Genomic DNA, 23,815 nt, shown 5'->3' with positions numbered 1-23,815 from the left:
CGGGCGCGAGCTACCTGACGGCGGCGGACGCGACCTTTCTGGCCCGGCTTTACTCTGTCGCCCGGGCCCCGCTCAGAAATTCGAATCCAATCCGCACGCCCTTGAGCGTGAAGAACGGATCGACCTGATCGAACTCCCTGCAGTGACTCGCGAACACCTCGGCCAGCCCGCCGGTCGCAAGCACCACCGGCACCGACTCTCGCGGCCACTCGGCCTTGATCCGCCGGACGAGACCGTCGATCGACTCGGCGGAGCCGTACACCACGCCGGACTGAATGCATTCCTCGGTGCGCGTGCCGATCAGCTTCGCCGGCGCGACGATCGCCGTCGCCGGCAGCTTGGATGTCTTGCTGAATAACGTTTCCGCGGAGCTCGTTACGCCGGGCTGGATGATTCCACCGAAAAACGAGCCCTCGGCGGTGATGCAGTCGTAGGTCGTAGCGGTGCCGAGGTCCACCACGATCGTGTCGCGCTCGAGCAGAGCGTGCGCAGCGAGCGTGTTGGCGATCCGGTCGGCGCCGACGGTGAGCGGCTCGTCCACGTCGAGCGTGATCGGCAGGTCCGCGGTGGCATCAATGAAGAACGGATTGCTGCCGGTGACGCGCCTGCACGCTTCGGCCAGCGTCGCGGTGAGCTGCGGCACGACGGAGCAGATCGCGGCCCCGTCGATGCTCTTTATCTTGATTCCCCCCGAGTCGAGCAGCGCGGCGAGCAGCACGCTCGTCTCATCCACCGTGCGCGGCGAGTTCGTCGTGATTCGGAAATTCGCGCGCATGACGTCGCCGGCGAAGACCCCGATCGTCGTCTCAGTATTCCCAACGTCGAACGCGACTATCATCGCCCGCCCTCCAGTACGAGCGAGCCGCTCCGGTGCGCGGACAGCTCTCCGTCCGATTCCACCAGCAGCTCGCCCAGCTCGTTAATGCCTCGCACGATTCCGGCCGCGGGCTCGGAGCAGCTATTCCCCGCCGCGACGTCGCGGCGCGTGAACGCTTCCAGCTCCTCCGCCGACAGCGGGCCGCGCCGCGTGGCTGCGCGCCGCAAGGCGGGGCCGACCGCCGCGAGGACGTCGGAAACGGTGACGTCCTCCCGCAAGCCCGTCGCGGCGCCGACGTCCGCCGGCGGCGCGAGGTTGATGCCCACGCCGAGCGCGACCCACTCCGGCCGCGCGTCCCGCCAGCGCGCTTCGAGCAGAATCCCGGCGAGCTTGCGGCCTTGAACGAACAGATCATTGGGCCACTTCAGTCCGACCGACGCGCGCGCGAACCGGTCGAGCGCGGGCGCGAGCGCGAGTCCCGCGCGGATCGACATCAGCTCGACCGGCACCCCCTCCCATGGACGATCGATCAGCGTGAGCCAGATCCCGCTCGGCGCATCGGAAAGCCATGCCCTGCCGCCCCGGCCGCGCCCGCTGAGCTGCCGCTCCGCGAGCACCAGTGTCCCCGACGGCGCGCCCTTCGCCGCCGCCTGGTGCGCGACGTCCATCGTGGAGCTCACTTCCTCGAACAGCAGCGCTCGCGGCGCACCGGTCAATCGCAGCACATCCGCCTGCGAGAGTCCCCAGTACCGACCGGTGGCTCCGCCCGAGGCCTGCTGCTCGCTGCCAGCTGCCAGCTGTCTTTCAGAGTCCGCGCGCATATATCAGATAGAAAATCATCGCGCCGAACGCCACGCGATATACCGCGAAAACGCCATAGCTCCGCCGCGCGACGTACCGCAACAGCACCGCGATGGCGACCCAGGCGCTCACCGCCGCGGCCACGACCCCCACCGCGAGCGGCACGATGCTCTCCGCCCCACGGACCGCGTCGGGGAGCTTGAACATCACCGCGGCCAGCGTGATCGGCATGCTGAGCAGGAAGCTGAACACCGCAGCCGACTCGCGCGTCAGCCTGAGCGCGCGCCCCGCGGTGATCGTCGAGCCGGAGCGCGACACGCCGGGAACGAGCGCGAGACATTGGGCCAGGCCGACGAACAACGCGCCCTTCCAACCGATCCTTTCCATCCCGCGCTCGCGCGACATGAACCTGTCGACCGCCCACAGAATGATTCCCAGCACGATGAGATTCGTGGCGATGATCGCCGGCGACCGGAAAACCGTCTCGGCGGCATCCTCCAGCAACATCCCGGCGATACCAGCGGGAATCGTGGCGAGCACGAGGAAAATGACGCGCTTCTCCTCGGGCGTATCGGCGCGACGCTTCTTCACCAGCGACAGCGCCGCGAGAGCGAGCCTGCGCCACTCCTCCTGGAAGTACGCCACGATCGCGATCAGCGTCCCGAGATGCAGGGCGACGTCGAACGCCAGCCCGCTGTCCGGCCAGCCGAGCAGCCACGGCGTCAGCGCGAGGTGCGCGGAGCTGCTGATGGGCAACAGCTCGGTGAACCCCTGGATTATTCCGAGTATCAGCGCCTGGAGGACCGTCATTGCGCGAGAGCGTCCTCGTACAACCGCTCGTAGTCGCTCACGACTTCGGCGCGCGAGAAGCGGGAGCGAGCGTCGTGCTGGCCGGCGATGCTCATGCGCTTCCACGCATCCGGATCGCTCAGCACCGACACCGCGGCGCGCGCCATGCCGTCCACGTCGCCGACCTCGCACAGGAATCCGGTCTCGCCCTCCTTGACGACCTCGACGAGCCCGCCGGCCCTCGTCGCGACCACCGGCACGCCCGAGGCGAGCGCCTCGAGCGCGCTCAGCCCGAACGACTCGCTCTGACTGGGAAGAAGGAACAGGTCGGCGCCCGCGAGCAGCGGCGCGACCACGTCGAGCTTGCCGAGGAAGTGCACGGCGTCGTGCACGCCGAGCTTGCGCGCCTCCTCCTCGGCGAGCGTGCGGTCGGGACCGTCGCCGACCATCACCAGCATCGCGGGAACGGCCTCGCGGATCCTGGCGAAAATGCGGACGACGTCCCGCACGCGCTTGACCGCGCGGAAGTTCGAGACGTGCATCACCACGCACTGCTTGGCGCCGAACTGCTCGCGCAGCAGCGGCGCGTACCGCTTCCGGTCGTACACGGTCGGGTCCACGAAGTTGTGAATCACGCGCACGTCGCAGCCGGTGCAGCCGAACGCGTGGAACGTCTCGCCCCGCAGATACTCAGACACCGCGGTGATGCGGTCGGACTTCTCGATCGAGAAGCGCGTGATGGACTGGAAGGACGGGTCCTGGCCCACCACGGTGATGTCGGTGCCGTGCAGGGTCGTGACGAGCTTGATGTCGCGGCCGGTCTCGTGCAGCATCTCGCGCGCGATCCACGCGCTGGTTGCGTGCGGGATGGCGTAGTGGCAGTGCAGCAGCTGCAGGTCGTGCGCGCGTACCACCTCGTGCATTCTCGCGGCGAGCGCGAGGTCGTACGGCGGGAACTCGAACAGCGGGTAGCGCCCGACGTCCACCTCGTGGAAGAAGACGCGCGGCAGGAATGACGGCAGGCGAAACGGCTGCCGGTAGGTGATGAAGTGCACCTCGTGGCCGCGCTCGGCGAGCGCGATGCCGAGCTCGGTTGCCACCGCGCCGGAGCCGCCGTACGTGGGATAGCAGGTGATGCCGATCTTCATGCGCCGTTGCTCCACCATTCCTCGATGATCCGGCGCGCGTCCGGCGAGCCCGCGTCCACGCGGGTCACGGTCGTTCCACCGATCTGATGCCGGAACCAGGTCCGCTGCCGCTTGGCGTATTGCCGCGTCTCGATCAGGATCTTCTCCCTTGCGGCGTCGAAGTCTATCTCACCGCGCGCCAGCGCGCGCACGGTGGAATAGCCCGATGACATCCACGCGGGCGCCGACGGCGCGACGTCGCTCTCGAGCCGGCGGACCTCGTCCAACCATCCCGCCTCGAACATCGCGTCGATTCTCCGCGCGATGCTCTCCTGCAGCTCGGCGCCGCGGTCGACGACGAGGAACTTCGCGCGCCGGGGCTGCAGCCGCGGCGCGGCCGCGTGGAACTCGCTCAGCCGCTTGCCCGACAGCAGCGCGGTCTCGATGGCGCGCAAGAGCTGCGCGCGGCCGAGGTCGGCGCGCGCGGGATCGAGCAGCAGGCACCAGCGGCGCAGGTCCTCGGTACTGAGCTGATCGAGCTCGGAGCCGATGGTGAGCCGCTGGGCGGTGTCGAACACGGGCGAGTCGGCCAGCGGCTCCACCAGGGCGCGGATGTAGAAGCCGGTGCCGCCGACCACGAGCGGAATCCTCCCCGCGGCCTCGCACTCCGCGATCCATTCGTCGGCGTCGCGCGCCCAGCGCGCCGCCGAGTAGCGCTCGGCCGGATCGATGATGTCCACGCCGAAGTGCTGCACCCGATTTCGCTCGCCCGTGGTCGGCTTGGCAGTGCCGATGTCGAAGCGCTTGTAGATCTGCCGCGAGTCGGCGGAGATGATGTCGGCGCCGTGCCGCTCGGCCAGCTCGAGCGCGATCGATGACTTGCCCGCGGCGGTGGGGCCGCAGATTATGCGCAGGCTATCGCCGGCCAAAGCGGCGCTCCAGCTCATCCCAGGCGATTCGGACGATCGTGGCGCGTCCGTGTACGTCGTGCGCCGGGAGCTTCGTGTCACGCAGCGCGAGGAACAGCGCGCGCATCTCGTCCGGCGCGAGCACGTCGCCGCCCTTGACGGCCGCCTTGCACGCGACCGTCGCCAGCAGCCGCTCGTGCCGCGCGATGTTGCCCGGCGCGCGATCGCCGGTCAGCGCCGTGAGCGTCTCGCGCAGGCAGCGCTCGGCGTCGAAGCGCGGATGCGGAGCCGGCACGCTGTGCACCAGCAGCGTGTTCCCGCCGAACAGCTCTACCTCGAAGCCGATCTTCTCCAGATACTCGCGGTTCTCCTCGAACGCCTCGATCTCGGGGCCGCCGACGTGCAGCGTGATGGGAAAGAGCAGCCGCTGCGACGGCGAGCCGCCGCTCTCGAGCGCGCTCAGGAACCGCTCGTACAGGATCCGCTCGTGCGCCGCGTGCTGGTCGATCAGCACCAGGCCGCTGCCGTCATGCTCGAACGTGACGTAGGTCCGATGCAGCTGAAACAGCGGCGGGACGTAATCGTCGGCGGCAACGGCCTCGTCCGCCGCACTCTCCCCGGCAACCTCGAACGCGGGCGTGCCGTTCCCGGCGTGCGCCGGCGACGCGGTGAACTCGAGCGACAACCCGCCCGCATCGTTGAGCGCGGCGTCCGCCCGCGCGGCCGCCTGAAAGGAATTCCAGCCCGGGTTGTACGCGCGCGGGCCGAGCGAAGCCGAGCTGTCCCAGTTGCCGAGGGCGCGGCGCACCGCGGCTTCGACCGCGCGCTCGACCGGCCACCGGTCGCGGAAGCGCACCTCCGCCTTGGCGGGGTGAACGTTCACGTCCACGAGGTCGGCGGGCAGCACCACGTCGAGAAAGAGCGACGGCCGCACTCCCGGCGGGATGGTGTTGCGGTAGGCCGCTTCCGCGGCGCGCACGAGGCCGTGGTCGCGGATGACGCGGCCGTTGATCGTGATGAATATCCGGCGCGTCCTGGTGCCGACGTCCGCGGGCTTCTCCACCAGCCCGCTCGTGTGCATGGCGCCCGCGAGATCCTCCACCTGCACCAGCGACGCGGCGTAATCGGCGCCGTACAGCGCGGCGAGCCGCTCACGCAGATCCGTCGCGGGCGGGACACTCATCGCCTGCTTGCCGTCGTGCGTGAGCGTGAAGCGCACGTCGCGGCGCGCCAGCGCCATGTTGCTCATCGTCTCCGCGATCGCGCGCCACTCGGAGCGCGCGCCGCGCAGGAATTTCTGCCGCGCCGGCACGTTGTAGAAGAGGCGCGAGACGGTGACCGTCGTGCCCGGCCGACGCGCCACATCGGCCACGCCGAGCACCTCGCCCGCGGCGGTCCTGACCTCGAGCCCTTTCCCGCCCGCGGTGCAGCTCTCGAGCAGCAGCTCCGACACGGAGCTGATCGCGGGGAGCGCCTCGCCCCGGAAGCCGAAGGTGGCGACGCCGACGAGATCGGCAGCCGTTCTGATCTTCGACGTGCCGTGCCGCTCGAGCGCGAGCAGGACGTCGTCGCGGTCCATGCCGCTGCCGTCGTCGGCCACGCAGATGAGCGCGCGCCCCCCGTCCTGCACGGTGACGTCGACGGTGGTCGCGCCGGCGTCGAGCGCATTCTCCACGAGCTCCTTGACGACGGACGCCGGCCGCTCGACGACCTCGCCGGCGGCGATCTGGTCGGCGACGGCGCCGGGGAGAATGGCGATTGTGGGCACGCTGAAAACTACGCTGTTGGCTATTGGCTGTTGGCTATTGGCAAGACGGCAACGGTGGACATTCTTGGCTAATAGCCAATAGCCAATGGCCAATAGCTGCTTCTACCAGTCCTTCCCTCTTGGCGCCTGCGGCACGCTCCGCCGGGTCTTGTCGCCCTGCACGTCCTGCTCCTCCTCGGCCGCGGCGTCGAGGATCCCGCTCGCCTGATCGACATTCAGGCCGTTGCGCGGGCGCGGCGCGATAGTAGGCTGACCCTGCGCCGGATCCGGCTGGGGCGTCGCCGCGCCACCGCCGCCACCGCCTCCACCACCGCCCCCGCCTCCGCCTCCGCCCTCACGCTCGCGGAGCGCCAGCTCGTAGTTCCACTTCGCGTCGAACACGTCCGGCCGACGCTTGAGCGCGATCCTGTAGTGGACCAGCGCGCTGTCCAGCGGCGGATCCGCGGAATCACCCCGCAGCGCGAGCCCGCGCTGCAAGTGAGCCAGGCCGATGTTGAACTCGCCGCGCCACGCGATCTCGTCGCGCTGGCTGTCCAGCACCATCCGCAGGAGCCGCTCCGCCCGCTCGAGCGAGTCGGCCTGCAGCGCCTGGGTGCCGGCGTTGTAGTTGTCGAGCGTCGGATCGGGAAAGAGCTGGCGGCACCCCGCGAGCAGCAGCAGCATCGCGGCGGCTCCGGCCGTGCCCGCCGCGCGAGCGCGCGCGGGAGTCTTGCCGGCGCTGAATCCCCGGGGCCGCACCCGCTCGGGCAGGTTCGAGACGAACGTGCGCAGCCGGCGCCGCCGGCGGGCGAGCGCGGGCAACAGCGCGTCGAGCATGAGCAGCAGAAACGCGGGGAGCAGGAAGAGCTGGTAGCGGTGCGCGAGATTCTCCCTGTTCTCGACGCTGCGCTGCTCCGCCTTCAACGTCGCCAGCGCCTGCACCGCCGCGGCGACCCGGTCGTCCGCGTCCGGCGGGATGAACGTGCCGCGCGCCACGCGCGCCGCTTCCTGCAGCAGTGCGGGCTCGTACCGCGTCGTCACTACCGCGCCGGCCTCGTCCCGCTTGAGTACGATACGGCCGTCCTCGCGCACAGGGATCGTCGATCCCTGCCGCGTGCCGAAGCCCATCGTGATCACCGCGATCCCGGCCTCGCGCGCTTTCTCGGCGGCATCGACGACCGCCGCGGCGTCCTCGAATCCCTCGCCGTCGCTCATCAGCACCACCGCCTTGTCCGCCGACGATCTACTGAGCGACAGGAGCGCCGTCGCCTGCCGCAGCGGCGGCGCCAGCGCACTCCCCGCCTGGCCGACGACGCTCGGATCGAGGTTGTCGAGGAAGAGATCGAGACCACCGTCGTCGATCGTGAGCGGGGTGAGCACGTAGCTGCGCCCCGCGAAGGCGATCAAAGCGACGCGGTTGCCGCGCCCGCTCGCGCGCAGCCGGCGAACTTCGCGCTTCATCGCCTCAAGCCTGCTCGGCGCTTCGTCGGTGGCGAGCATGGAGGCCGAGGCGTCGAGGGCGAGCACGAGATCGATGCCGCTCTGGCGCACGACCGTGCGCTCGAATCCCCAGCGGGGTCCGGCGAACGCGAGTCCCGCGAGGAGAACCGCGATCGTGCCGATGACGATGCGGAGCCGCGACTGCCGGAGCAGCGCGCCCGGGGCGAGCCGCTCGATCATCTCCGGGGTTCCGAGCCGGGCGAGCCGGGCGTCGCGCCGCCTGCGGGCGTGGATCAGCAGCCACGCGGTGAGGGCAGTGACGACAGCCGCGAGGGCGAGCGCCCACTGGTACTGGAAAAGGACGGGCATCATGGAATCGGCGCCCTCCGCGCGAGCAGCGCAAGCTCGCCCAGCAGCGCGAGCAGACCGAGACCCAGCGGCATGCGGAACAGCTCGCTGTACCGCACGTACGACCGCGACTGCACGGTGGTCCGCTCCAGCAGATCGATCTGCTCGTATATCCGCCGCAGCGCGGCTGCGTCGCGCGCGCGGAAATAGCGGCCACCCGTCATCCGCGCGACTTCGCTCAGCAGCACCTCGTCGATGCGCACGGGCTGCAGCTCGTAGCGCAGCCCGGCCGGTCCGCGTCCCACGGGAACCGGCGCCAGCCCGACGGTGCCGACTCCGATCGTGTAGATCTTGATGCCGTACACGCTCGCCGCGCGCGCCGCGGTCCGCGGGTCGATGCTCCCGCGGTTGTTGACGCCGTCGGTCATCACGATCATCACGCGCGAGCGACCCGGCGCGTCGCGCAGCCGGTTCGCAGCGGTGGCGATGCCGAGTCCGATCGCCGTACCGTCCTCCAATTGCCCGGCCTGGAGGTTGTCCACGGCCTGCATGAGGATCGGATAGTCCGTGGTCAACGGCACCTGCGTGAGCGCTTCGCCGGCGAACGCCACCAGCGCGATGCGGTCGGACTCGCGCGCGGCGATGAACTCCTTGAGCCTGGACTTGGCGACGGCGAGTCGATTCTGTGGCCGAAAATCCTCGGCCAGCATCGAGCTGGAGAGGTCCACGGCGAGCGCGATGTTGATTCCCTCGCTGGTGACGTTCTCCACCCGCGCGGTGGAGCGCGGCCGCGCGAGCGCGAGGACGAGCGCGGCGAGCGCGACGTTCCGCAGGATGAACATCGTCCGCGTGATCCGCTCGCCGGTGCGCGGTCCCTGGGCGAGCACGCCCGTCCGGGAGAACGCGATCGCCGACGGACGGCGGCGGCGCCGCAGGATCCACCAGAGCGGGAGAAGCAGGAGGAGCGCGAGCGCCCACGGCGTATAGAGCTGGAGGGAATCGAAGGTCATGCGGCCTTCCGCTTCTCCTGCTCCACGAACCTGTTCTCGACGCGCTCGACCACGGCGCGGGCGGCCGCGCCCAGCTCGCGAGCCTGAGCCGCGTCCACGCGCCACGCGGCGAACTTGGCCAGATCGGCCTGGTGCAGCAGCTCCGCCAGCCCGGCACTCCACTCCGGATCGAGCGCGCCGCTCGCGCGCGCGGCGGCCACCAGCTCCCGGGTGGTGTGCGACGCGCGGACTCCAGCGACGCGCGCCGCGAGATAATTCCGCAGCACGTCCACCATCAGCGCGACGTGCAGCGCGCCCTCGTCCCTGTCGGGCAGACCGAGCTTCTCGATCCGGAAGAACTCGCGCTGCGCGAGCGCGGCCGGATGGATCGGCCGGTTCTTCCAGCGCTGGTACACGCGCCAGAGCCACCACGCCAGCAAAGCCGCCAGCAGAATCCCCAGCGCGAGCAGCAGCCACTTGAGCCACCATGGATAGGCGAACGGGAGGACGTCCCGCGCCGGCTTCGGCACGTGCAGTGTGGTGTCGGCCGGGAGCACGCTCCGCACGAAGACGGTGTAGGACGCGAGCGATATCCTGCGCTCCGCGATCCCGGAGCGAACGATGACGTCGCCGAGCCCGAGCGGCTGGGCCTCGATGTCCCACGCCGCCATGCGGTAGCCGGCCACCTGCTCCATCTCGCCGGGCGAGCCCGCCGGAGCAGGCAGGAGCCGCGGCTCGGCGACGGCTGCGTCGGCGGCGAGATCGACATTGGCCGCGGAATCGGTGCTGACGGGGAACTCGATCGTGGAGCCGGCCGGCGCGCGAACCCGGACGATGACCGTGAAGCGCTCGCCCACGGTGACGGTGTCGGGATCGATCTGCACGCCGATCCGGACAGGGACCGTGACCGGCGCGACCGGCCGCGCCGCGCCCGCCTGCAACAGCAGCACCGCCGCGAGCGCAATCACCGGCGGCGGGCCCTCGTCTCGCGCGTGCGGAAGAACTTGATCAGCGGGTGCACGACGTTGTCGGGCGTGGCGATGGCGATTTCGTCGATCGACAGCCGCCGGAGCAGATGCTTTCGCTCCTCCCGCTCGGCGGACACGGCGGTCTCGTACGCGGAGCGGACGCCGCTGGAGCTGGTGTCGATGCTCAGCGTCTCCCCCGTCTCCGGATCGATGAAACGCGCGAGCCCGACGTCGGGTAGATCGCGCTCGCCGGGATCCTCGATCGTGACGGCGACGACGTCGTGCCGCTGCGCCAGCAGCTTGAGCGGGTGCTCGATGCCGGGCGCCAGGAAGTCGGAGACCACGAAGATGATCGACTTCTGCGTGAGCATGCGCGAGACGTACTCGAGCGTGCCGGAGATGTCGGTGCCGGTGCCCTCGGGCTCGAACGCGAGCAGGTCGCGGATGATGCGGAGCACGTGCCGCCGGCCCTTGCGCGGCGGTACGACGTGCTCGATACGGTCGGTGAAGAGCACGATGCCGACGCGGTCGTTGTTGCGCACGGCGGACATGGCCAGCACCGCCGCCAGCTCGCTGGCCGCCTCGCTCTTGAAGCGGCGCACCGTCCCGAACTGCTCCGAGCCGGAGAGATCGACGGCGAGCATGACGGTCAGTTCGCGCTCCTCGATGTAGCGCTTGACGTACGGCCGCCCCATTCGCGCGGTGACGTTCCAGTCGATCGAGCGCACCTCGTCGCCGGGCTGGTACTCGCGCACCTCGGAGAACTCCATCCCCTGCCCCTTGAACACCGAGCGGTACTCGCCGACGAACAGCGAGTTGACGAGCCCGCGCGTGCGGAGCTCGAGCAGTTTTACTTGCCGGAGGATGTCTTTGGATGGAGTTGTGAGCGCGGGTTCCGTGCGCGAGGCGGCTCGACTGGAGGGTGCTTCGGCCGCTACGCGCTTCGCGCTAAGACGCGGCCTGCGACCCTCCGGTCCAGCCGCCTCATCGACCTTCATCGCGCCCGCAGTCGCGCGACGGCGAAACATCAGGGCGCCCGGATAGCCTCGAGCACCCGTGCGACGATTGCGTCGCTCGTCACTTCCTCCGCCTCCGCTTCGTACGTCGTCAGCACCCGGTGGCGCAGCACATCGGGAGCGATAGCCTTGACGTCGTCCGGCGTCACGAAGGAGCGGCCGTGCAGGAACGCATGCGCGCGTGACGCTTGCGCAAGTGACAGCGTCGCGCGCGGGCTCGCGCCGAACTCGATCAGCGGGGCGAGCTGCGCCAGTCCCGCCTCAGCCGGATACCTCGTGGCGTGGACGATGTCCACGATGTAGTCCACGATCCGCGCGTCCATGTACAGCTCGGCGATCCGCTTGCGGGCCGCGAGGATCTGCTGCGGCGTGGCGACGTGCCCCACCGGAATCGGCTCGCCGCCCGCCATCCTGCGCAGGATCAACTTCTCCTCCTCGCGCGACGGATAGCCGATGTGCAGCTTGAGCATGAAGCGGTCGACCTGCGCCTCCGGCAGCGGATACGTGCCTTCCTGCTCGATCGGGTTCTGCGTCGCCAGCACGAGGAACGGCTCCTCGAGGATGTAGGTCGTGCCGCCGATCGTGACCTGCTTCTCCTGCATCGCCTCGAGCAGCGCGGCTTGCACCTTCGCCGGCGCGCGGTTGATCTCGTCGGCGAGGATGATGTTCGCGAAGATCGGCCCCTGCTTCACCGAGAACTGGCCGTTCGACTGGTCGTACACCTGCGTCCCGATGACGTCCGCCGGCAGGAGGTCGGGGGTGAACTGGATCCGCTGAAAGTGCGTGTTGATCGTCTCCGCGAGCGTCCGCACGGTCAGCGTCTTGGCGAGGCCGGGGACGCCTTCCAGCAGCACGTGTCCGCCGGTGAGCAGGCTGATCATGAGCCGCTCGACCATGTAATTCTGGCCGACAACCCGCTTGCCGACCTCGGCTATGACGTTCTGGATCATCGCCGTGTCGCCCGCGGGCGGCGCGGTGTCCTGGGAGCGGGCCCCTACCGGCGCTGCGCTAGTGCTCACGTGTTTCCCCTGGTGAACGTGGTGTTACCCCCGCGGCTGTGCAGGAATAGCGCCGTTATCTTGCCAGCGCCTGGATGATGTCGCGCTCCTTCGAGGTAAGCTCCCGCGTCTTACCCGGGGGCAGGCGGCCGAGTTTCACGGGACCGAAACGGGTCCGCACCAGCCGCTCCACCGCGAGGTCGAGAGCGGCGCACAGCCGGCGGACTTCCCGCGTGCGGCCTTCCGCGATGGTAACCTCGAACTCCCACAGCCGGTTTCCGAGCGGCCGCGCCGCCACGTCGATCGGCTTCACTACGCCGTCCTCGAGCTCGACCCCCCGCCGCGCGGCGCGGAGCGCTTCGGCGGCATTGCCGCGGACGGTCGCGACGTACGTGCGCTCGACCTCGTTGCTGGGGTGCGTGAGCGCGTTCGCCGCCTCGCCGTCGGTGGTGAGCAGGAGAACTCCCTCGGTCATGTAGTCGAGCCGGCCGACGTAGGTGAGGCCGGGTATGTCCTGCACGAGTTCGAAGACGGTCCGGCGCCCCTGTGGATCGCTGCGCGTAGTCATCACGCCGGAGGGCTTGTTGAGGACGATCCACTTGTTCTTTACGGCTGGGCCGATCGGCTTGCCGTCCACGGTGATGACGTCGCGGCCCGGCTCGACGTCCTGACCGACGGACGGCGGGACACCGTTCACCAGCACGCGGCCGGCGGCGATGAGCTCGTCGGCGCCTCTGCGGGAAGCGACGCCGGCGCGGGCAAGCGCACGATTTATTCGCATACGTAACGCGCCGCCGGTCGGTTATCCAAGGGAAGGACAGGGGTGGGTGACCGGTCGAAAGTGTTGGTTCTGGTAAACAACGGGTTGACCGTCATTGGTCCGGAGGTTGAGGCGGAACCGAAAACCGTTCACCTATGACCGGTCGTTAACCAGAACCAACACCTGCAACCTGTCACCCATCCCGGTTGTCAAGCTGACGGCCGTACCTCGCCAGCCGGCCTCAACGCTACTGCCAGCTCATCCGCCCGCGGCAGCTCGTCGAGATGCCGAATCGCCAGCTGCTCCAGAAACGCCGGCGTAGTACCGTACATCAGCGGGCGTCCCATCCCCTCGGCGCGGCCGGTCACTTCGATCAATCCTCGCTCGTGCAGCGACTTCAGAATCGCGCCGCAGTTCACGCCGCGGATCTCTTCGACTTCCGCGCGCGCGATGGGCTGGCGGTACGCGATGATCGCGAGCGTCTCCAGCGCCGCCGCTGAGAGGCGCGCGGGACGGCTCGCAAGCTGCGCGCGCTCGATCGCATCCGTGTACTCGGCGCGCGTGAGGATCTGCCAGCCGCCGCCCGTCTCGATCAGTTCGACGCCGTGCCCCGCCTCGTCGTACTGCGTGCGCAGCTCCGTGAGCGCGCCCGCGACCTCGTCGTCGGACACATCCGGATCGAGCTCCGCGAGGCTCTCGCGAGAGATCGGGGCCGAGCTCGCGAACAGCGCGGCTTCAAGCAGCTTCGCTAGCGGACTCACCGTTGATCTCCACTTCGGTAAAGGCCCGGTCCTGCCGCAGCTTCAGCTCGCCGCGCTTCGCCATCTCGAGAAGGGCCAGCAGGACCGAAAGAATCTCCCAGGGCTCCGACCCCGTGCTCACGAGGTCGCGCCAGCGGCAGTTGCGCCGGAGAGCGAGCATGTCGCGCACGACTGCGATCGCGCCTTCCACGTCCAGCGCGCGCGGGACCACGTCGTGAATCGTGGGCTTCCTCGCCAGCCGCAGCACCCGGTCGACCGCGGCGAACAGCTCGGGCAGCGAGAGCGACAGCGGCGCGGCGGCCGGCGCGGGCGAGCTGAACTGCTGCGGCAGGTACCCGCGCGCGAACTTCGCGCGGCGCACCTCCGACAATCTGTCGAGCACGTCCACGACTTCGCGCACCTGCTGGTACTCGAGCAGCCGCCGCACCAGCTCGGCGCGCGGATCCTCCCAGCCTTCCTCGCCTTCGCGGCGCGGCAGGAGAAGCTGCGCCTTGATGCGGATCAGCCGGGCTGCCATCTCCAGATAGTCCGCCGCGTCGTCGAGCCCGAGCGTCTTGATGCGAAGCAGGAACTGCTCGGCGATCCGCGCGACGGGAATGTCGTAGATGTCGATCTGCTCGTCCCGGATCAGCGTGAGGAGCAGGTCGAGCGGACCGGAGAACTCTCCGATCTGCACGACGAAGGCGTTGTCGCCGCGGTCGGTTACGTGGTCCACGGGCCCGGCAGGATGAACGGCAGCAGCAGGCGCACCGCGGCGGTGTGCAGGAAGAAGATGGGCATGAAGAACCCGCGCATTATTCCGCCGCCGAGCATGATGATGAGCATCAGCGCGATCAAGCCGTACCGCCCGAACTGCTCGTACCGCAGCGCCCAGGCGGGCGGAAGCAGGTACTTCGCGACGTGCGAGCCGTCGAGCGGCGGGATCGGAATCATGTTGAAGAACGCGAGCACGAGATTGATCAGGATGCCGTAGATCAGCATCAGCTGCAGGATCGACGCCCACGGCGCGAGCGCGGGGATCCCCCGCCCCGCGAGTCCGATCAGCGCGACCACCAGAACGGCGGCGGCCGCGAGCACGAGGTTCGTTACCACTCCGGCGAGGGAGACGATGATGTCTCCGCGCTTGAAGTTGCGGTAGTTGCGCGGATTCACGGGTACCGGCTTGGCACCACCGAACATGACCCCGGCCGTTATGAAAGTCAGGATCGGCAGGATGATCGTTAGGAACGGATCGATGTGCTTGAGGGGGTTCCAGGTGAGCCGACCGAGCTGGTAGGCCGTGGGGTCACCCTGCCTCAACGCCGCGTAGCCGTGGGCGTACTCGTGCGCGACCATCGAGAAGAGCAGAACGGGCGCGACGAGCAGAAAAGTCTGGGTTTTATCCAATAGCGGGTTTGCGGGAAGCGCCGAAGGACGGTAGTTTCAACAACTTAGCCCTAGTAATGGAGATTCAGTAAGTGCCGAACATCGCGTCCGCCAAAAAGAACCTGCGAAAGTCGAGAGCCGCCGAGGTGCGCAACCGCGCGCAGCGCTCGACGCTTCGCACTGCACTCAAGAAGGCCAAGTCCACCGAAGGATCCGCCGCGGACCGCGCAGCCGCGGTTCAGCTGGTCGATCGCGCCGCGCGCAAAGGTCTCATCCACAAGAACGCGGCCGCGCGCCACAAGAGCCGGCTCGCCAAGAAAAAGTGACTAGTGACTAGTGACTAGTGACTAGTAAACCGCTTTACAGCGCAGCGAGCTCACCGCCGCAGCTCTCGCAGTACCACTCCGTAGGATAGTTCATCGCGCCGCACTCGGCGCACTTGAGCGTTTTCTCGTTCTCGCGCCGGGGGTCCGGCTGCGCGGGCACGAACGTGCTCGTCTTGCCGCGCTTGCCATGGGAGTTCGCGCGCGTCTCCGATTTTGCTGGCGCGGGTGCCGTCTCCGCGGGTGCGGGCTCGGCCGGAGCCCTGGTGGATTCCGGCACTTTCGCCGGGAGCCCGTCGGCGGGCGCGAGCGATTCGATCGGCACCGTCGGCGTTTCCTGCTCCACCGCTGGACGGGCCATGGCGGGCGTCGCGGCGCGGGATCGCGCGGGCGTCTTTCGACTGACACTGGTCGCGTCCGCGGGCACCGGCGCCGGGCCGGGCGGAATCGGCGGCGGCTCGGCGGCCGCCCGCGACGGAGCTTCCTCCTCGCTGGTCTGCTCGACGATCAGCAGCAGCTGGTTCAGCTCATCCGAGATCTTCCGCTTCTCGTCGACGAACCGCTTGAGCTCGACCTCGACCTCCCGCTTGCGCAGCTCCCATTGCTCGGGCGTGAACTCGCCGACCACCGCGCGCAGCTCCGCCTCGTGCAGCTCGTCGACGCGCGCGGTCTCCTCCTCCGTCGCCTGCTTGAGCCGGTCCTTGAGCGCCGCGACCGCGGACCGGATCTCGCTCGTCCGCTCGGTGAGCTGGTCGCGCACCGCGGCGAGGCGCTGCTCGTAGTCCGCGTGCACGCGCTCGTACACGTGCCCCGGGGTCGAGTCGCGCCTCGACTCGAGCGTGGCGAGCCACTGCTCGTACCGCTTGCGCTCCTCCAGAAGCTGCTGCAGCGCGTCGTGAGAACGACCGGGCTTGGCCACCGTCACCTCGTCGTGTTCGGCATCGTGTAGACGATCTCTCCATCAACGATAGTAAAAATCGCGCGGCCGTGAAGCTTCTCGCCGGCGTACGGCGTGTTGCGCCCCTTCGAGAGGAAGGCGGCCGGATCCACCGTCCACTCGGCGCGGGGGTCGAAAACCGTCACGTCGGCGACGGCGCCGCGCTCAAGCGTCCCGCCGGGAAGGTGGAACACGCGCGCCGGCGCGCACGACATGCGCTCGACGAGCCGCGGGTAGTCGAGCACCCCGCCCGCCACGAGCTTGGTGTGCACGACGGCAAGCGCGGTCTCCAGCCCGACGATGCCGTTGGGAGCGTTGGCGAACTCCTGCTCCTTCTCGTCGTAGTGGTGCGGCGCGTGGTCCGTGGCGATGAGGTCTATCGTGCCGTCCGCCACCGCGTCGCGCAGCGCGGCCACGTCCGCGGCGGTCCGCAGCGGCGGGTTCATCTTGGCGTTGGTGTCGTATGCGCCGACCCGATCCTCGGTGAGCGTGAGGTGATGCGGACACACCTCCGCGGTCACGTTGATCCCGCGCTCCTTTCCCCAGCGGATCAGCTCGACCGACCCAACGGTGCTCATGTGCGCGAGGTGGACGTGCCCCTTCGTGCGCCGCGCCAGCAGGATGTCGCGTATGACCATGATCTCCTCGGCCTCCGAGGGAATCCCCTTGAGGCCGAGCCGCGCGCTCACGATCCCCTCGTTCATCGCGCCGCCGTGCGAGAGCGTCGGCTCCTCGCAATGGTCGATGACGGGGATGTTGAACGTCCGCGCGTATTCCAGCGCGGTCCGCATGAGCTGCGCGCTGGCGACGGGCCGCCCGTCGTCGCTCACCGCGACGGCCCCGGCCCCGATCATCTCGCCGAACTCGGCGAGCGCTTCGCCGCGCTGCCCGAGCGAGATCGCGCCGATCGGGTGCACGCGCGCGGCCTTCGCGCGCTGCGCCTGCCGGATGATGAACCCGACCGCGGCCTGGTTGTCGGTGACCGGATCGGTGTTCGGCATGGCGCAGACGGCGGTGAATCCGCCGGCCGCCGCGGCCCGCGCGCCCGTGGCCACGGTCTCGACGTCCTCCCTTCCCGGCTCGCGCAGGTGGCAGTGCACGTCGATGAACCCGGGCGAGACGATCATCCCGGCGCAGTCGAGCACGCGCGCGCCGTCGGGCGCTGCGAGACCTCTGCCGCAGGCTTCGATCAGGCCGGCGGCGAGCAGCACGTCCTGCTGAGCGTCGATCTTCCGCGAGGGATCCACGACCCGGCCGCCGCGGAGCAGAATCGGCTGCGTCACCTGGCCGCCGCCTTGGCGGACTCCGCCAGCGTGGGATTCCCGCCGGCGAGCAGATACAGCACCGCCATGCGGATCGCGATCCCGTTGGTTACCTGGTCCAGTATCACGGAATGGTCGCCGTCGGCCACGTCGGAGTCGATCTCGACGCCGCGGTTCATCGGCCCGGGGTGAAGGATGAGCACGTCCCGCGGCGCGCGCGCCAGCCGGTCGCGCGTCACGCCGAACACGCGGTTGTACTCGCGCAGCGAGGGAATGTACCCGCCCGTCATGCGCTCGATCTGGAGCCGGAGAACGTTGAGCGCGTCGGCCCATTCGATGGCGTCCTCGATGTGGTCGAACACGGTCACGCCCAGCTCCTCGATCGCGCTCGGCAGGAGCGAGCGGGGGCCGCACACCGCGACTTCGGCGCCCACCTTGCGGAGCCCCCAGATGTTGGAGCGCGCGACGCGGGAGTGCAGCACGTCGCCGCAGATGCACACGCGCTTGCCCGCCAGGCCGCCGAAGTGATCGCGCAGCGTCAGGAGATCGAGCAGCCCCTGCGTGGGATGCTCGTGCATGCCGTCGCCCGCGTTGATGACGTTCGACTTGATGCGCTCGGCGAGGAACTGCGCGGCGCCGGAAGAGCCGTGGCGGATCACGACCATGTCGATCCGCATCGCCTCGAGGTTGCGGGCGGTGTCCACCAGCGTCTCGCCCTTGGACACGCTGGAGCCCGTGGCCGAGACGTTCACCGGATCGGCGGAGAGCCGCTTCTCGGCGAACTCGAAGGAGATGCGCGTGCGCGTCGAGTTCTCGAAGAACAGGTTCACGATGGTGGAGCCGCGCAGCGTCGGGACCTTCTTGATGGCGCGCTCGCTGATCTCCTTGAACGGCTCGGCGGTGTCGAGAATGAGCTTGATCTGCTCGGCGGAGAGCGGCTCGAGGCCGAGCAGATCCTTCCCGAGCGCGCCGCTCATGCGCTGTCGGCCCGCGAAACGACGACGCAGGTCTTTCCGTCCACTTCCTCCAGCAGGACGTCGACGCGGTCGCCGCTCTCGACGTCGACCTTCTTGCCGACGATGTCGGCGTGGATCGGAAGCTCGCGCCCGCCGCGATCGATCAGCACGGCCAGCGCGATCCGGGCCGGCCTGCCGAAATCGGCCAGCTCGTCCAGCGCCGCGCGGACGGTGCGGCCGGTATAGAGCACGTCGTCCACGATGACGACTTTGCGGTGGTCGAGCTCCCAGGGGAGATCGGTGCGGCCCACGACGGGGCGCGGGCCCACGGTCTGGAGGTCGTCGCGGTAGAGCGTGATGTCGAGGGCGCCGCGCGGAACGCGGACCGTCTCGCTCGCCGAGATGAGATCGACCAGGCGGTCGGCGAGCTGGACGCCCCGCCGCTGGATCCCGACGAGCACGAGGTCGTCGGTGCCGCCGGTGAGCTCGAGGATCTCGTCGGCCATGCGCTTCAACGTTCGCTCGACTGCGCGCGTGTCCAGGAGAGTCGAGTCGCGGGAGGGCATTAGCACACAAATCTAATCGTTACTCGCTCCGCTCCTAGTCAGGCGAAAAATGCGTAGCGCAGCTAGGCGACCTGCCGGGCTCGTTTCACGACGATGCTCACCCGCACGCCGGAGTGCGCGAGCATGTTGACCAACCCGTCGATGCTGAAAAGCTCGATGCGCCCGCGGACAAGGTCGCTTATCCGAGGTTGGGTAACCCCGAAGACTTTTGCCGCGGCCGCCTGCGTCAGTTTCCGCCCCTCGAGAATCTTTCGCACCTGAATCATCAACTCGGAGCGAATACGAAGGTTCTCGGCCTCCTCGGGCGGAAAGCCGACATCTCGAAAGACGTTGCCGGTCGACCGGTGTATTCTCGTCGGCATATTTCGCTATATCCCGGTTCGCAATCGTATGAGGTCCCGCAGCCGTTTTCGCGCCAGCGCCAAGTCGATTTGTCGGGTCGGACGAGTCCGCTTCTCGAATGCGTGGAGCACATAAATGGCCTCCTCGAACCGGGCAACGTACAGAACCCGAAACTCCTTGCCGACCCAGCGAAGAGGCTTGAGCGCCGACATTGACTATACAATGTTCAGTATAGCCACGCAATCCGCCGATCCCGTGCTGCACCCATCCAGAGCTAGCGACGTCTGCATGGGGCATTGTTATCCACGTCGACGCTGTGACCATGCGCCGTTCCTCGCAAGCAGGAGCAATCACGCCCAGCTGAGTGAGGTCACGGGCGCGGCTGCGTTCCCGCTTGTGGCCCGACAACGTGAGCGTACACGATTCGCGATATGTCGGCGATCAGCGCGGCGGAAGCGCGGCCGTCGCGTACGCCGCGGGTGAGCACGACCAGTACGTAGGGCGCGCGCCCCGGCGGGTACACGATCCCGCCGTCGTGCGACACGGCGGTGATCTCGCCGGTCTTGTGGGCGACGCGCGTTCCCGGCGGCAACCCAGCCGGGATCTTCGAGTTGAACTCCTGCGCCAGCAGGATGTCCAGCATGTCGCGGGTGTCGTCCGGCCCGGCGATCTGCCCGCGCTGCAACGCGGCGAACAATGTGGCGAGATCGCGCGCGGTCATGGTGTTGCTCATCCCGCGGTCGAACGCCTTCTGGTCCTCGACGCCGCGCAGCACCAGCGATCTGGTCACGCCGAGCTTTCGCGCGGTGGTGTTGATCTGCCCGGCGCCGAGCACGGCGACCATGATGTTGGTCGCGAGGTTGCTCGAACGCGTGATCATCCGGCGGGCGAGGTCGCGGACGGGCACGCGCCGCCCGACGAGTCCGTACAGCGCCGAATCGCCGTCCACGCGGGCGTCCAGGGCGTACGGGCTCCCGTCGACGATTGATGCGAACTGGTTCACGACCAGCAGCTCCTGCTCGAGCGAGATGCGTCCCTCGCGCGCCGCGTAAAACGCTTCGACCAGCACCGGCACCTTCATCGTGCTGGCGGCGTGAAAGACCGTGTCGGCGTTGCGGTACCAGCTCGCGCCGGATCCGAGATCAACGATCGCGACGGCGACCTGCGCGCTGTCGGTCGCGGCTACGCGCCGGTCTATGGCCGCCGCGAGCGACGTGTCGGCCAGCGTAATCACCTGCGCGAGCAGCAGCAGATGCATCACGCGGCCTGCTCCTCCCCCTCGACCTCATCCCATATGCGCGTCTTGTGCTGCTCGGTGAGGTAGAGCGAGCCCACCACGAAAGTCGTCAGCGCGATGGTGATCGGAAAGAGAAGCCCGGCGTAGATGTTTCCGGTCCGGGCCACGAGCGCGGTGGCGATCAGCGGCAGGAAGCCGCCGAACCAGCCGTTGCCGAAGTGATACGGCAGTGACAGCGAGGTGTAGCGGATCTTCGCCGGAAACGCCTCCACGAGAAACGCCGCGATCGGGCCGTACACCATCGTCACGAAGACCACCTGGAGCAGCACGAGGGCGGTCAACATCACGGGATTGACGGGATCCGCGAAGTGCTTCATCGCCATGTAAATGGGAATGTACGACAGCGCCGCGAGCAGGTTGCCCGCCATCATCACCTTCTTGCGGCCGATCTTGTCGGACAGCGCGCCGAAGACGATGAACATCGGCGTGCCGAGGATGAGCGCGGCCGCGACGATGAAGTACGACATGGTCAGCGGGACCTGCAGCACCGTCTGCATGAAGAAGAGCGCGTAGAACTGACCCGTGTACCAGACCACCGCCTGCCCCGCCGTCGCGCCGAACAGCACCAGCAGGAAGAACTTCCAGCGCGGCCACGTGCCGAACGAATCGGTGATCGGCGCCTTCGACGTCTTCCCCGCCTGCTTGAGCCGCGTGTACAGCGGCGACTCGGCCAGGCGGCTCCTGATGTAGTACGACAGGCCGACCAGCACGATCGAGAGCAGGAACGGAATTCTCCAGCCCCAGGCCCGGAATGCTTCCTCGGACATGGACGCCCGCACGATCAGGATGACGCCGAGCGAGAGAAAGAGCCCGAGCGTCGCCGTCGTCTGAATGAAGCTCGTGTAGAAGCCGCGCTTCCCGTCCGGCGAGTGCTCGGCCACGTAGATCGCGGCGCCGCCGTACTCGCCGCCGAGGGCGAGACCCTGGAGCAGCCGGAAGATCACGAGCAGGATGGGCGCGGCCGTCCCGATCTGCGAGTACGTGGGGAGGAAGCCGATCGCCGCGGTCGCGCCGCCCATGATCAGCAGCGTGATCAGGAAAGCGAATTTGCGTCCGACCAGATCGCCGATCCTGCCGAACACCAGCGCGCCGAACGGACGCACCGCGAAGCCGACGGCGAACGTCGCCAGCGTCTTGAGGAAGTTGAGTGTCGGGCTCCCCTCTGGGTAAAAGTGCGTCGAGAGCACGGCCGCGAGGGCGCCGAAGATGTAGAAGTCGTACCACTCGATCATCGTGCCCGCGGACGAAGCCGCGATCACGTTTCGCAGCGACTTCTTGTCTATCGTAAACCTCTCGCCGACCGCCGCCGTCTCACTCATGGCCGGCAGCCGGTTCGGGGAGCGCGGCGTCACCGGCCCACCGGTCCAGTATCGTGACGGCCGCCATGTGACCGGTCACGTTCGTGGTTGTGCGAAACATGTCGGGGATGGCATCGAGAGCGAGCAGCACGCCGATACCCGCAACCGGGATTCCGACGGCCGCGAGAACCGGCGCCATGATGAGAATCGTTCCTCCCGGAATGGACGGCACGCTGAACGTGAGCAGCGCGGAAGTCACCGCGATCGTAATGAGGTCGGCGGCGCCGAGGTCGACGCCGTACAGCCGCGCCACGAAGATGGCGCCGGCGGGAATCGCCACGGCGCTTCCGGGGCGGAAGATCGAAGCCGAGATCGGCAGAAAGAAACCGGGGAGATCGCGGTGCACCGCGAGCCGCTCCCTGGCGCCCTCCAGCATCGCCGGCAGCGCGGCCAGCGACGAGCGCGCGCTGAAGGCAAGCGCCTGTCCGGCGGTGGAGGCCGCGGCGAAATCGCGCACCCTCGTCGTGGAGGCGACCGCCACGAGCGGATAAAAGGCGGCGATGGTCAGCACGCACAGCACGACAACCACGGCCACGAAGACGCCGAGCGCGCCGACCGCGCTCGCGCCGAGCCGCGCGGCCAACACGAGGGACAGCGCGAACACACCGACCGGCGCGAGCAGGAGCACGAACTCGACGATGCGCAGCATCGTGTCGGAGATGGCGACGGTCAGCTCGCGCAGCCGCTCGCGACCCGCTTCAGCGAGGGTCGTGGCGGCGAGTCCGAACGAGATCGTGAAGATCAACAGCGGGAGCATCGCGCCGTCGGCGGCGGCCTTCACCGGATTTACGGGTATGAGACTGACGAGCCATTCCCCGATGCCCGGCACCTCCGCGGCCAGCCCGGTGGTGGCGAGCCCGGACGCCGCGGCGCGCGCGTCGTCCAGCGGCAGCCACGCGAACGCGGACCCCGCCGCAAGCACGGACACCGACGAAAGCACGAGCGCCAGCACCCCGAGCAGCGCGGCGGCGCGCCAGCCGAGCTGGGCGAACAGCGCGCGCGACCCCGGCGCGAGCAGCGCCGCGAGGACGGTGGACACGACCAGCGGAATCACCGTCATCCGGATCGCGTTGACCCAGAGCGTCCCCACCGGGTCGGCCAGCGCGATCGCGGAATCGGCCAGCGCCGGATCGTACGCGCGGAGCAGCGCGCCGATTGCCAGGCCCGCGATCAGAGCAAGGATCAGCGCGAGCGACTTGTTCACTGGAGCTTGATCGCCTGTCCGGTGACGTTGCGGCTCGCGCTCGAGCAGAGGAAGAGCACGGCCTCGGCGACGGCCTCGCGCTCGACGTACGCGGCGTCCGCGCCCATCGCGGCGACGTTCTCGGCGGTCCTTATCTGCGTGGGCGCGAGCGCGTTCGCCCGCACCGCGCCAAGCTCCTCGGCGGCGACGGATCGCATGAGCGCGAGCACGCCCGCTTTCGCCGCCGCGTACCCGCTGATGTTCTTCGACGCGCCGTCGGGGAGAACGGAGGCCGACGCGAAATACACGATCGCGCCTTTTCCCTTGCGCAGCAGCGGGAGGAAGGCGCGCGTCGCGAGATAGGCCGTGGTGAGGTTGATCGCGATCTGCTTGTGCAGAACGGCGGGGTCGCTGTCGGCGACCGGGCCGCTCATGCCGAAGCCGCCCGCGAGATTGACGAGCGCGGCTATCGATCCGCCGCTATCCGCTTCGATTTGCCGCGCCGTGGCGGCGACCTCGTCCGCGTTCGTGAGATCGCAGACGTGGGCGGACGCGTTGCCGCCGAGCTCGGCCGCCCGCGCCTTCACCTGGTCGTCCCGGTCGATCAGCGCCATCCGCGCGCCGGCGTCGGCGAACGCCCTGGCCACGATTTCACCGACCTGGCCGGCGCGGCCGACGCCGGTGAGGACGACGGTCTTTCCCGAAAAATCGGCTTTGCTCACGGCCCGATATTACGCGATGCGCCCACCACGCGGCA

Annotated in this window: 25 protein-coding genes; 1 reads left to right on the top strand and 24 read right to left on the bottom strand. The window is 68.8% G+C overall.

Going from position 1 to position 23,815, the window contains the following annotated elements; translation table 11 throughout:
• Positions 1-49: 49 nt before the first annotated feature.
• From WEA80_03560 to WEA80_03490, 15 genes are all read right to left on the bottom strand, one after another.
• Entirely contained in the window at positions 50-838 is a 789-nt protein-coding gene (locus WEA80_03560; GenBank protein MEX1185644.1) for a type III pantothenate kinase, read from the bottom strand.
• Entirely contained in the window at positions 835-1,638 is an 804-nt protein-coding gene (locus tag WEA80_03555; protein ID MEX1185643.1) for a biotin--[acetyl-CoA-carboxylase] ligase, read from the bottom strand. Before WEA80_03555 ends, WEA80_03560 begins: the two co-directional genes overlap by 4 nt.
• A complete protein-coding gene (gene uppP / locus WEA80_03550; GenBank protein MEX1185642.1) occupies positions 1,622-2,428 on the bottom strand; it encodes an undecaprenyl-diphosphatase UppP in 807 nt (268 codons plus the stop codon). The genes WEA80_03555 and uppP overlap by 17 nt, the downstream gene beginning before the upstream one ends.
• Entirely contained in the window at positions 2,425-3,570 is a 1,146-nt protein-coding gene (bshA, locus tag WEA80_03545; protein ID MEX1185641.1) for an N-acetyl-alpha-D-glucosaminyl L-malate synthase BshA, read from the bottom strand. Before bshA ends, uppP begins: the two co-directional genes overlap by 4 nt.
• Positions 3,552-4,463, bottom strand: coding sequence for a tRNA (adenosine(37)-N6)-dimethylallyltransferase MiaA (miaA, locus tag WEA80_03540; protein MEX1185640.1), 912 nt, complete (start codon positions 4,461-4,463; stop codon positions 3,552-3,554). The genes bshA and miaA overlap by 19 nt, the downstream gene beginning before the upstream one ends.
• A complete protein-coding gene (gene mutL, locus WEA80_03535; protein MEX1185639.1) occupies positions 4,450-6,210 on the bottom strand; it encodes a DNA mismatch repair endonuclease MutL in 1,761 nt (586 codons plus the stop codon). The genes miaA and mutL overlap by 14 nt, the downstream gene beginning before the upstream one ends.
• Before the next feature lie 102 nt (positions 6,211-6,312).
• Positions 6,313-8,001 (bottom strand): VWA domain-containing protein, encoded by a 1,689-nt coding sequence (locus WEA80_03530; protein MEX1185638.1) that lies wholly within the window; start codon positions 7,999-8,001, stop codon positions 6,313-6,315.
• Complete coding sequence (locus WEA80_03525; GenBank protein ID MEX1185637.1) at positions 7,998-8,987, bottom strand: VWA domain-containing protein; 990 nt, start codon at positions 8,985-8,987, stop codon at positions 7,998-8,000. The genes WEA80_03530 and WEA80_03525 overlap by 4 nt, the downstream gene beginning before the upstream one ends.
• The gene (locus WEA80_03520; protein ID MEX1185636.1) at positions 8,984-9,934 is read right to left on the bottom strand and encodes a hypothetical protein; all 951 of its coding nucleotides are present in this window, start codon (positions 9,932-9,934) and stop codon (positions 8,984-8,986) included. The genes WEA80_03525 and WEA80_03520 overlap by 4 nt, the downstream gene beginning before the upstream one ends.
• Positions 9,931-10,962: a DUF58 domain-containing protein gene (locus WEA80_03515; GenBank protein MEX1185635.1), complete on the bottom strand. Its 1,032-nt coding sequence runs from the start codon at positions 10,960-10,962 to the stop codon at positions 9,931-9,933. The genes WEA80_03520 and WEA80_03515 overlap by 4 nt, the downstream gene beginning before the upstream one ends.
• A complete protein-coding gene (locus WEA80_03510; GenBank protein ID MEX1185634.1) occupies positions 10,962-11,969 on the bottom strand; it encodes a MoxR family ATPase in 1,008 nt (335 codons plus the stop codon). The genes WEA80_03515 and WEA80_03510 overlap by 1 nt, the downstream gene beginning before the upstream one ends.
• Positions 11,970-12,024: 55 nt before the next feature.
• Complete coding sequence (locus WEA80_03505) at positions 12,025-12,729, bottom strand: pseudouridine synthase (GenBank protein ID MEX1185633.1); 705 nt, start codon at positions 12,727-12,729, stop codon at positions 12,025-12,027.
• 188 nt (positions 12,730-12,917) lie between these two features.
• Positions 12,918-13,469, bottom strand: a complete 552-nt coding sequence (gene scpB / locus WEA80_03500) for an SMC-Scp complex subunit ScpB (protein MEX1185632.1) — start codon at positions 13,467-13,469, stop codon at positions 12,918-12,920.
• Positions 13,444-14,184: a segregation/condensation protein A gene (locus WEA80_03495; GenBank protein MEX1185631.1), complete on the bottom strand. Its 741-nt coding sequence runs from the start codon at positions 14,182-14,184 to the stop codon at positions 13,444-13,446. The genes scpB and WEA80_03495 overlap by 26 nt, the downstream gene beginning before the upstream one ends.
• Positions 14,172-14,855: a site-2 protease family protein gene (locus WEA80_03490; protein ID MEX1185630.1), complete on the bottom strand. Its 684-nt coding sequence runs from the start codon at positions 14,853-14,855 to the stop codon at positions 14,172-14,174. Before WEA80_03490 ends, WEA80_03495 begins: the two co-directional genes overlap by 13 nt.
• A 71-nt stretch (positions 14,856-14,926) precedes the next feature.
• Here WEA80_03490 and rpsT point away from each other — a divergent pair, with 71 nt between their 5' ends.
• Positions 14,927-15,160, top strand: a complete 234-nt coding sequence (gene rpsT / locus WEA80_03485; protein ID MEX1185629.1) for a 30S ribosomal protein S20 — start codon at positions 14,927-14,929, stop codon at positions 15,158-15,160.
• 34 nt (positions 15,161-15,194) lie between these two features.
• Here rpsT and WEA80_03480 read toward each other — a convergent pair whose 3' ends face one another.
• From WEA80_03480 to WEA80_03440, 9 genes are all read right to left on the bottom strand, one after another.
• A complete protein-coding gene (locus WEA80_03480; GenBank protein MEX1185628.1) occupies positions 15,195-16,076 on the bottom strand; it encodes a hypothetical protein in 882 nt (293 codons plus the stop codon).
• Positions 16,077-16,078: 2 nt separating this feature from the next.
• Positions 16,079-17,377 (bottom strand): dihydroorotase, encoded by a 1,299-nt coding sequence (locus WEA80_03475; protein ID MEX1185627.1) that lies wholly within the window; start codon positions 17,375-17,377, stop codon positions 16,079-16,081.
• Positions 17,374-18,333 carry an aspartate carbamoyltransferase catalytic subunit gene (locus WEA80_03470; protein ID MEX1185626.1) on the bottom strand — a complete coding sequence of 320 codons (960 nt, stop codon included), beginning with the start codon at positions 18,331-18,333 and terminating at the stop codon, positions 17,374-17,376. The genes WEA80_03475 and WEA80_03470 overlap by 4 nt, the downstream gene beginning before the upstream one ends.
• On the bottom strand, positions 18,330-18,878 hold the full coding sequence (pyrR, locus tag WEA80_03465) for a bifunctional pyr operon transcriptional regulator/uracil phosphoribosyltransferase PyrR (GenBank protein MEX1185625.1): 549 nt from the start codon (positions 18,876-18,878) through the stop codon (positions 18,330-18,332). The genes WEA80_03470 and pyrR overlap by 4 nt, the downstream gene beginning before the upstream one ends.
• Positions 18,879-18,940: 62 nt before the next feature.
• Positions 18,941-19,240 carry an XRE family transcriptional regulator gene (locus WEA80_03460; GenBank protein MEX1185624.1) on the bottom strand — a complete coding sequence of 100 codons (300 nt, stop codon included), beginning with the start codon at positions 19,238-19,240 and terminating at the stop codon, positions 18,941-18,943.
• A 350-nt stretch (positions 19,241-19,590) separates the two neighbouring features.
• Positions 19,591-20,478 carry a serine hydrolase gene (locus WEA80_03455; GenBank protein MEX1185623.1) on the bottom strand — a complete coding sequence of 296 codons (888 nt, stop codon included), beginning with the start codon at positions 20,476-20,478 and terminating at the stop codon, positions 19,591-19,593.
• On the bottom strand, positions 20,478-21,836 hold the full coding sequence (locus tag WEA80_03450; protein ID MEX1185622.1) for an MFS transporter: 1,359 nt from the start codon (positions 21,834-21,836) through the stop codon (positions 20,478-20,480). Before WEA80_03450 ends, WEA80_03455 begins: the two co-directional genes overlap by 1 nt.
• Positions 21,829-23,079 (bottom strand): dicarboxylate/amino acid:cation symporter, encoded by a 1,251-nt coding sequence (locus tag WEA80_03445; GenBank protein ID MEX1185621.1) that lies wholly within the window; start codon positions 23,077-23,079, stop codon positions 21,829-21,831. Before WEA80_03445 ends, WEA80_03450 begins: the two co-directional genes overlap by 8 nt.
• Complete coding sequence (locus WEA80_03440) at positions 23,076-23,780, bottom strand: SDR family oxidoreductase (GenBank protein ID MEX1185620.1); 705 nt, start codon at positions 23,778-23,780, stop codon at positions 23,076-23,078. The genes WEA80_03445 and WEA80_03440 overlap by 4 nt, the downstream gene beginning before the upstream one ends.
• Positions 23,781-23,815: the final 35 nt, after the last annotated feature.

It is taken from the genome of Gemmatimonadaceae bacterium, assembly GCA_040882285.1.
GTDB lineage: Bacteria > Gemmatimonadota > Gemmatimonadetes > Gemmatimonadales > Gemmatimonadaceae > JACDCY01.
The sequence above is the reverse complement of the archived record's forward strand: the minus strand, read 5'-3'. Positions and strand labels throughout refer to the sequence as shown.

Excerpts from the sequence above, each read along its gene's own strand:
- WEA80_03560 (MEX1185644.1), bottom strand. The coding sequence starts at position 838 with ATGATAGTCGCGTTCGACGTTGGGAATACTGAGACGACGATCGGGGTC.
- WEA80_03555 (MEX1185643.1), bottom strand. The coding sequence starts at position 1,638 with ATGCGCGCGGACTCTGAAAGACAGCTGGCAGCTGGCAGCGAGCAGCAG.
- uppP (MEX1185642.1), bottom strand. The coding sequence starts at position 2,428 with ATGACGGTCCTCCAGGCGCTGATACTCGGAATAATCCAGGGGTTCACC.
- WEA80_03530 (MEX1185638.1), bottom strand. The coding sequence starts at position 8,001 with ATGATGCCCGTCCTTTTCCAGTACCAGTGGGCGCTCGCCCTCGCGGCT.
- WEA80_03525 (MEX1185637.1), bottom strand. The coding sequence starts at position 8,987 with ATGACCTTCGATTCCCTCCAGCTCTATACGCCGTGGGCGCTCGCGCTC.
- WEA80_03515 (MEX1185635.1), bottom strand. The coding sequence starts at position 10,962 with ATGTTTCGCCGTCGCGCGACTGCGGGCGCGATGAAGGTCGATGAGGCG.
- WEA80_03505 (MEX1185633.1), bottom strand. The coding sequence starts at position 12,729 with ATGCGAATAAATCGTGCGCTTGCCCGCGCCGGCGTCGCTTCCCGCAGA.
- WEA80_03470 (MEX1185626.1), bottom strand. The coding sequence starts at position 18,333 with ATGAGCGGCGCGCTCGGGAAGGATCTGCTCGGCCTCGAGCCGCTCTCC.
- pyrR (MEX1185625.1), bottom strand. The coding sequence starts at position 18,878 with ATGCCCTCCCGCGACTCGACTCTCCTGGACACGCGCGCAGTCGAGCGA.
- WEA80_03460 (MEX1185624.1), bottom strand. The coding sequence starts at position 19,240 with ATGCCGACGAGAATACACCGGTCGACCGGCAACGTCTTTCGAGATGTC.
- WEA80_03455 (MEX1185623.1), bottom strand. The coding sequence starts at position 20,478 with ATGCATCTGCTGCTGCTCGCGCAGGTGATTACGCTGGCCGACACGTCG.
- WEA80_03450 (MEX1185622.1), bottom strand. The coding sequence starts at position 21,836 with ATGAGTGAGACGGCGGCGGTCGGCGAGAGGTTTACGATAGACAAGAAG.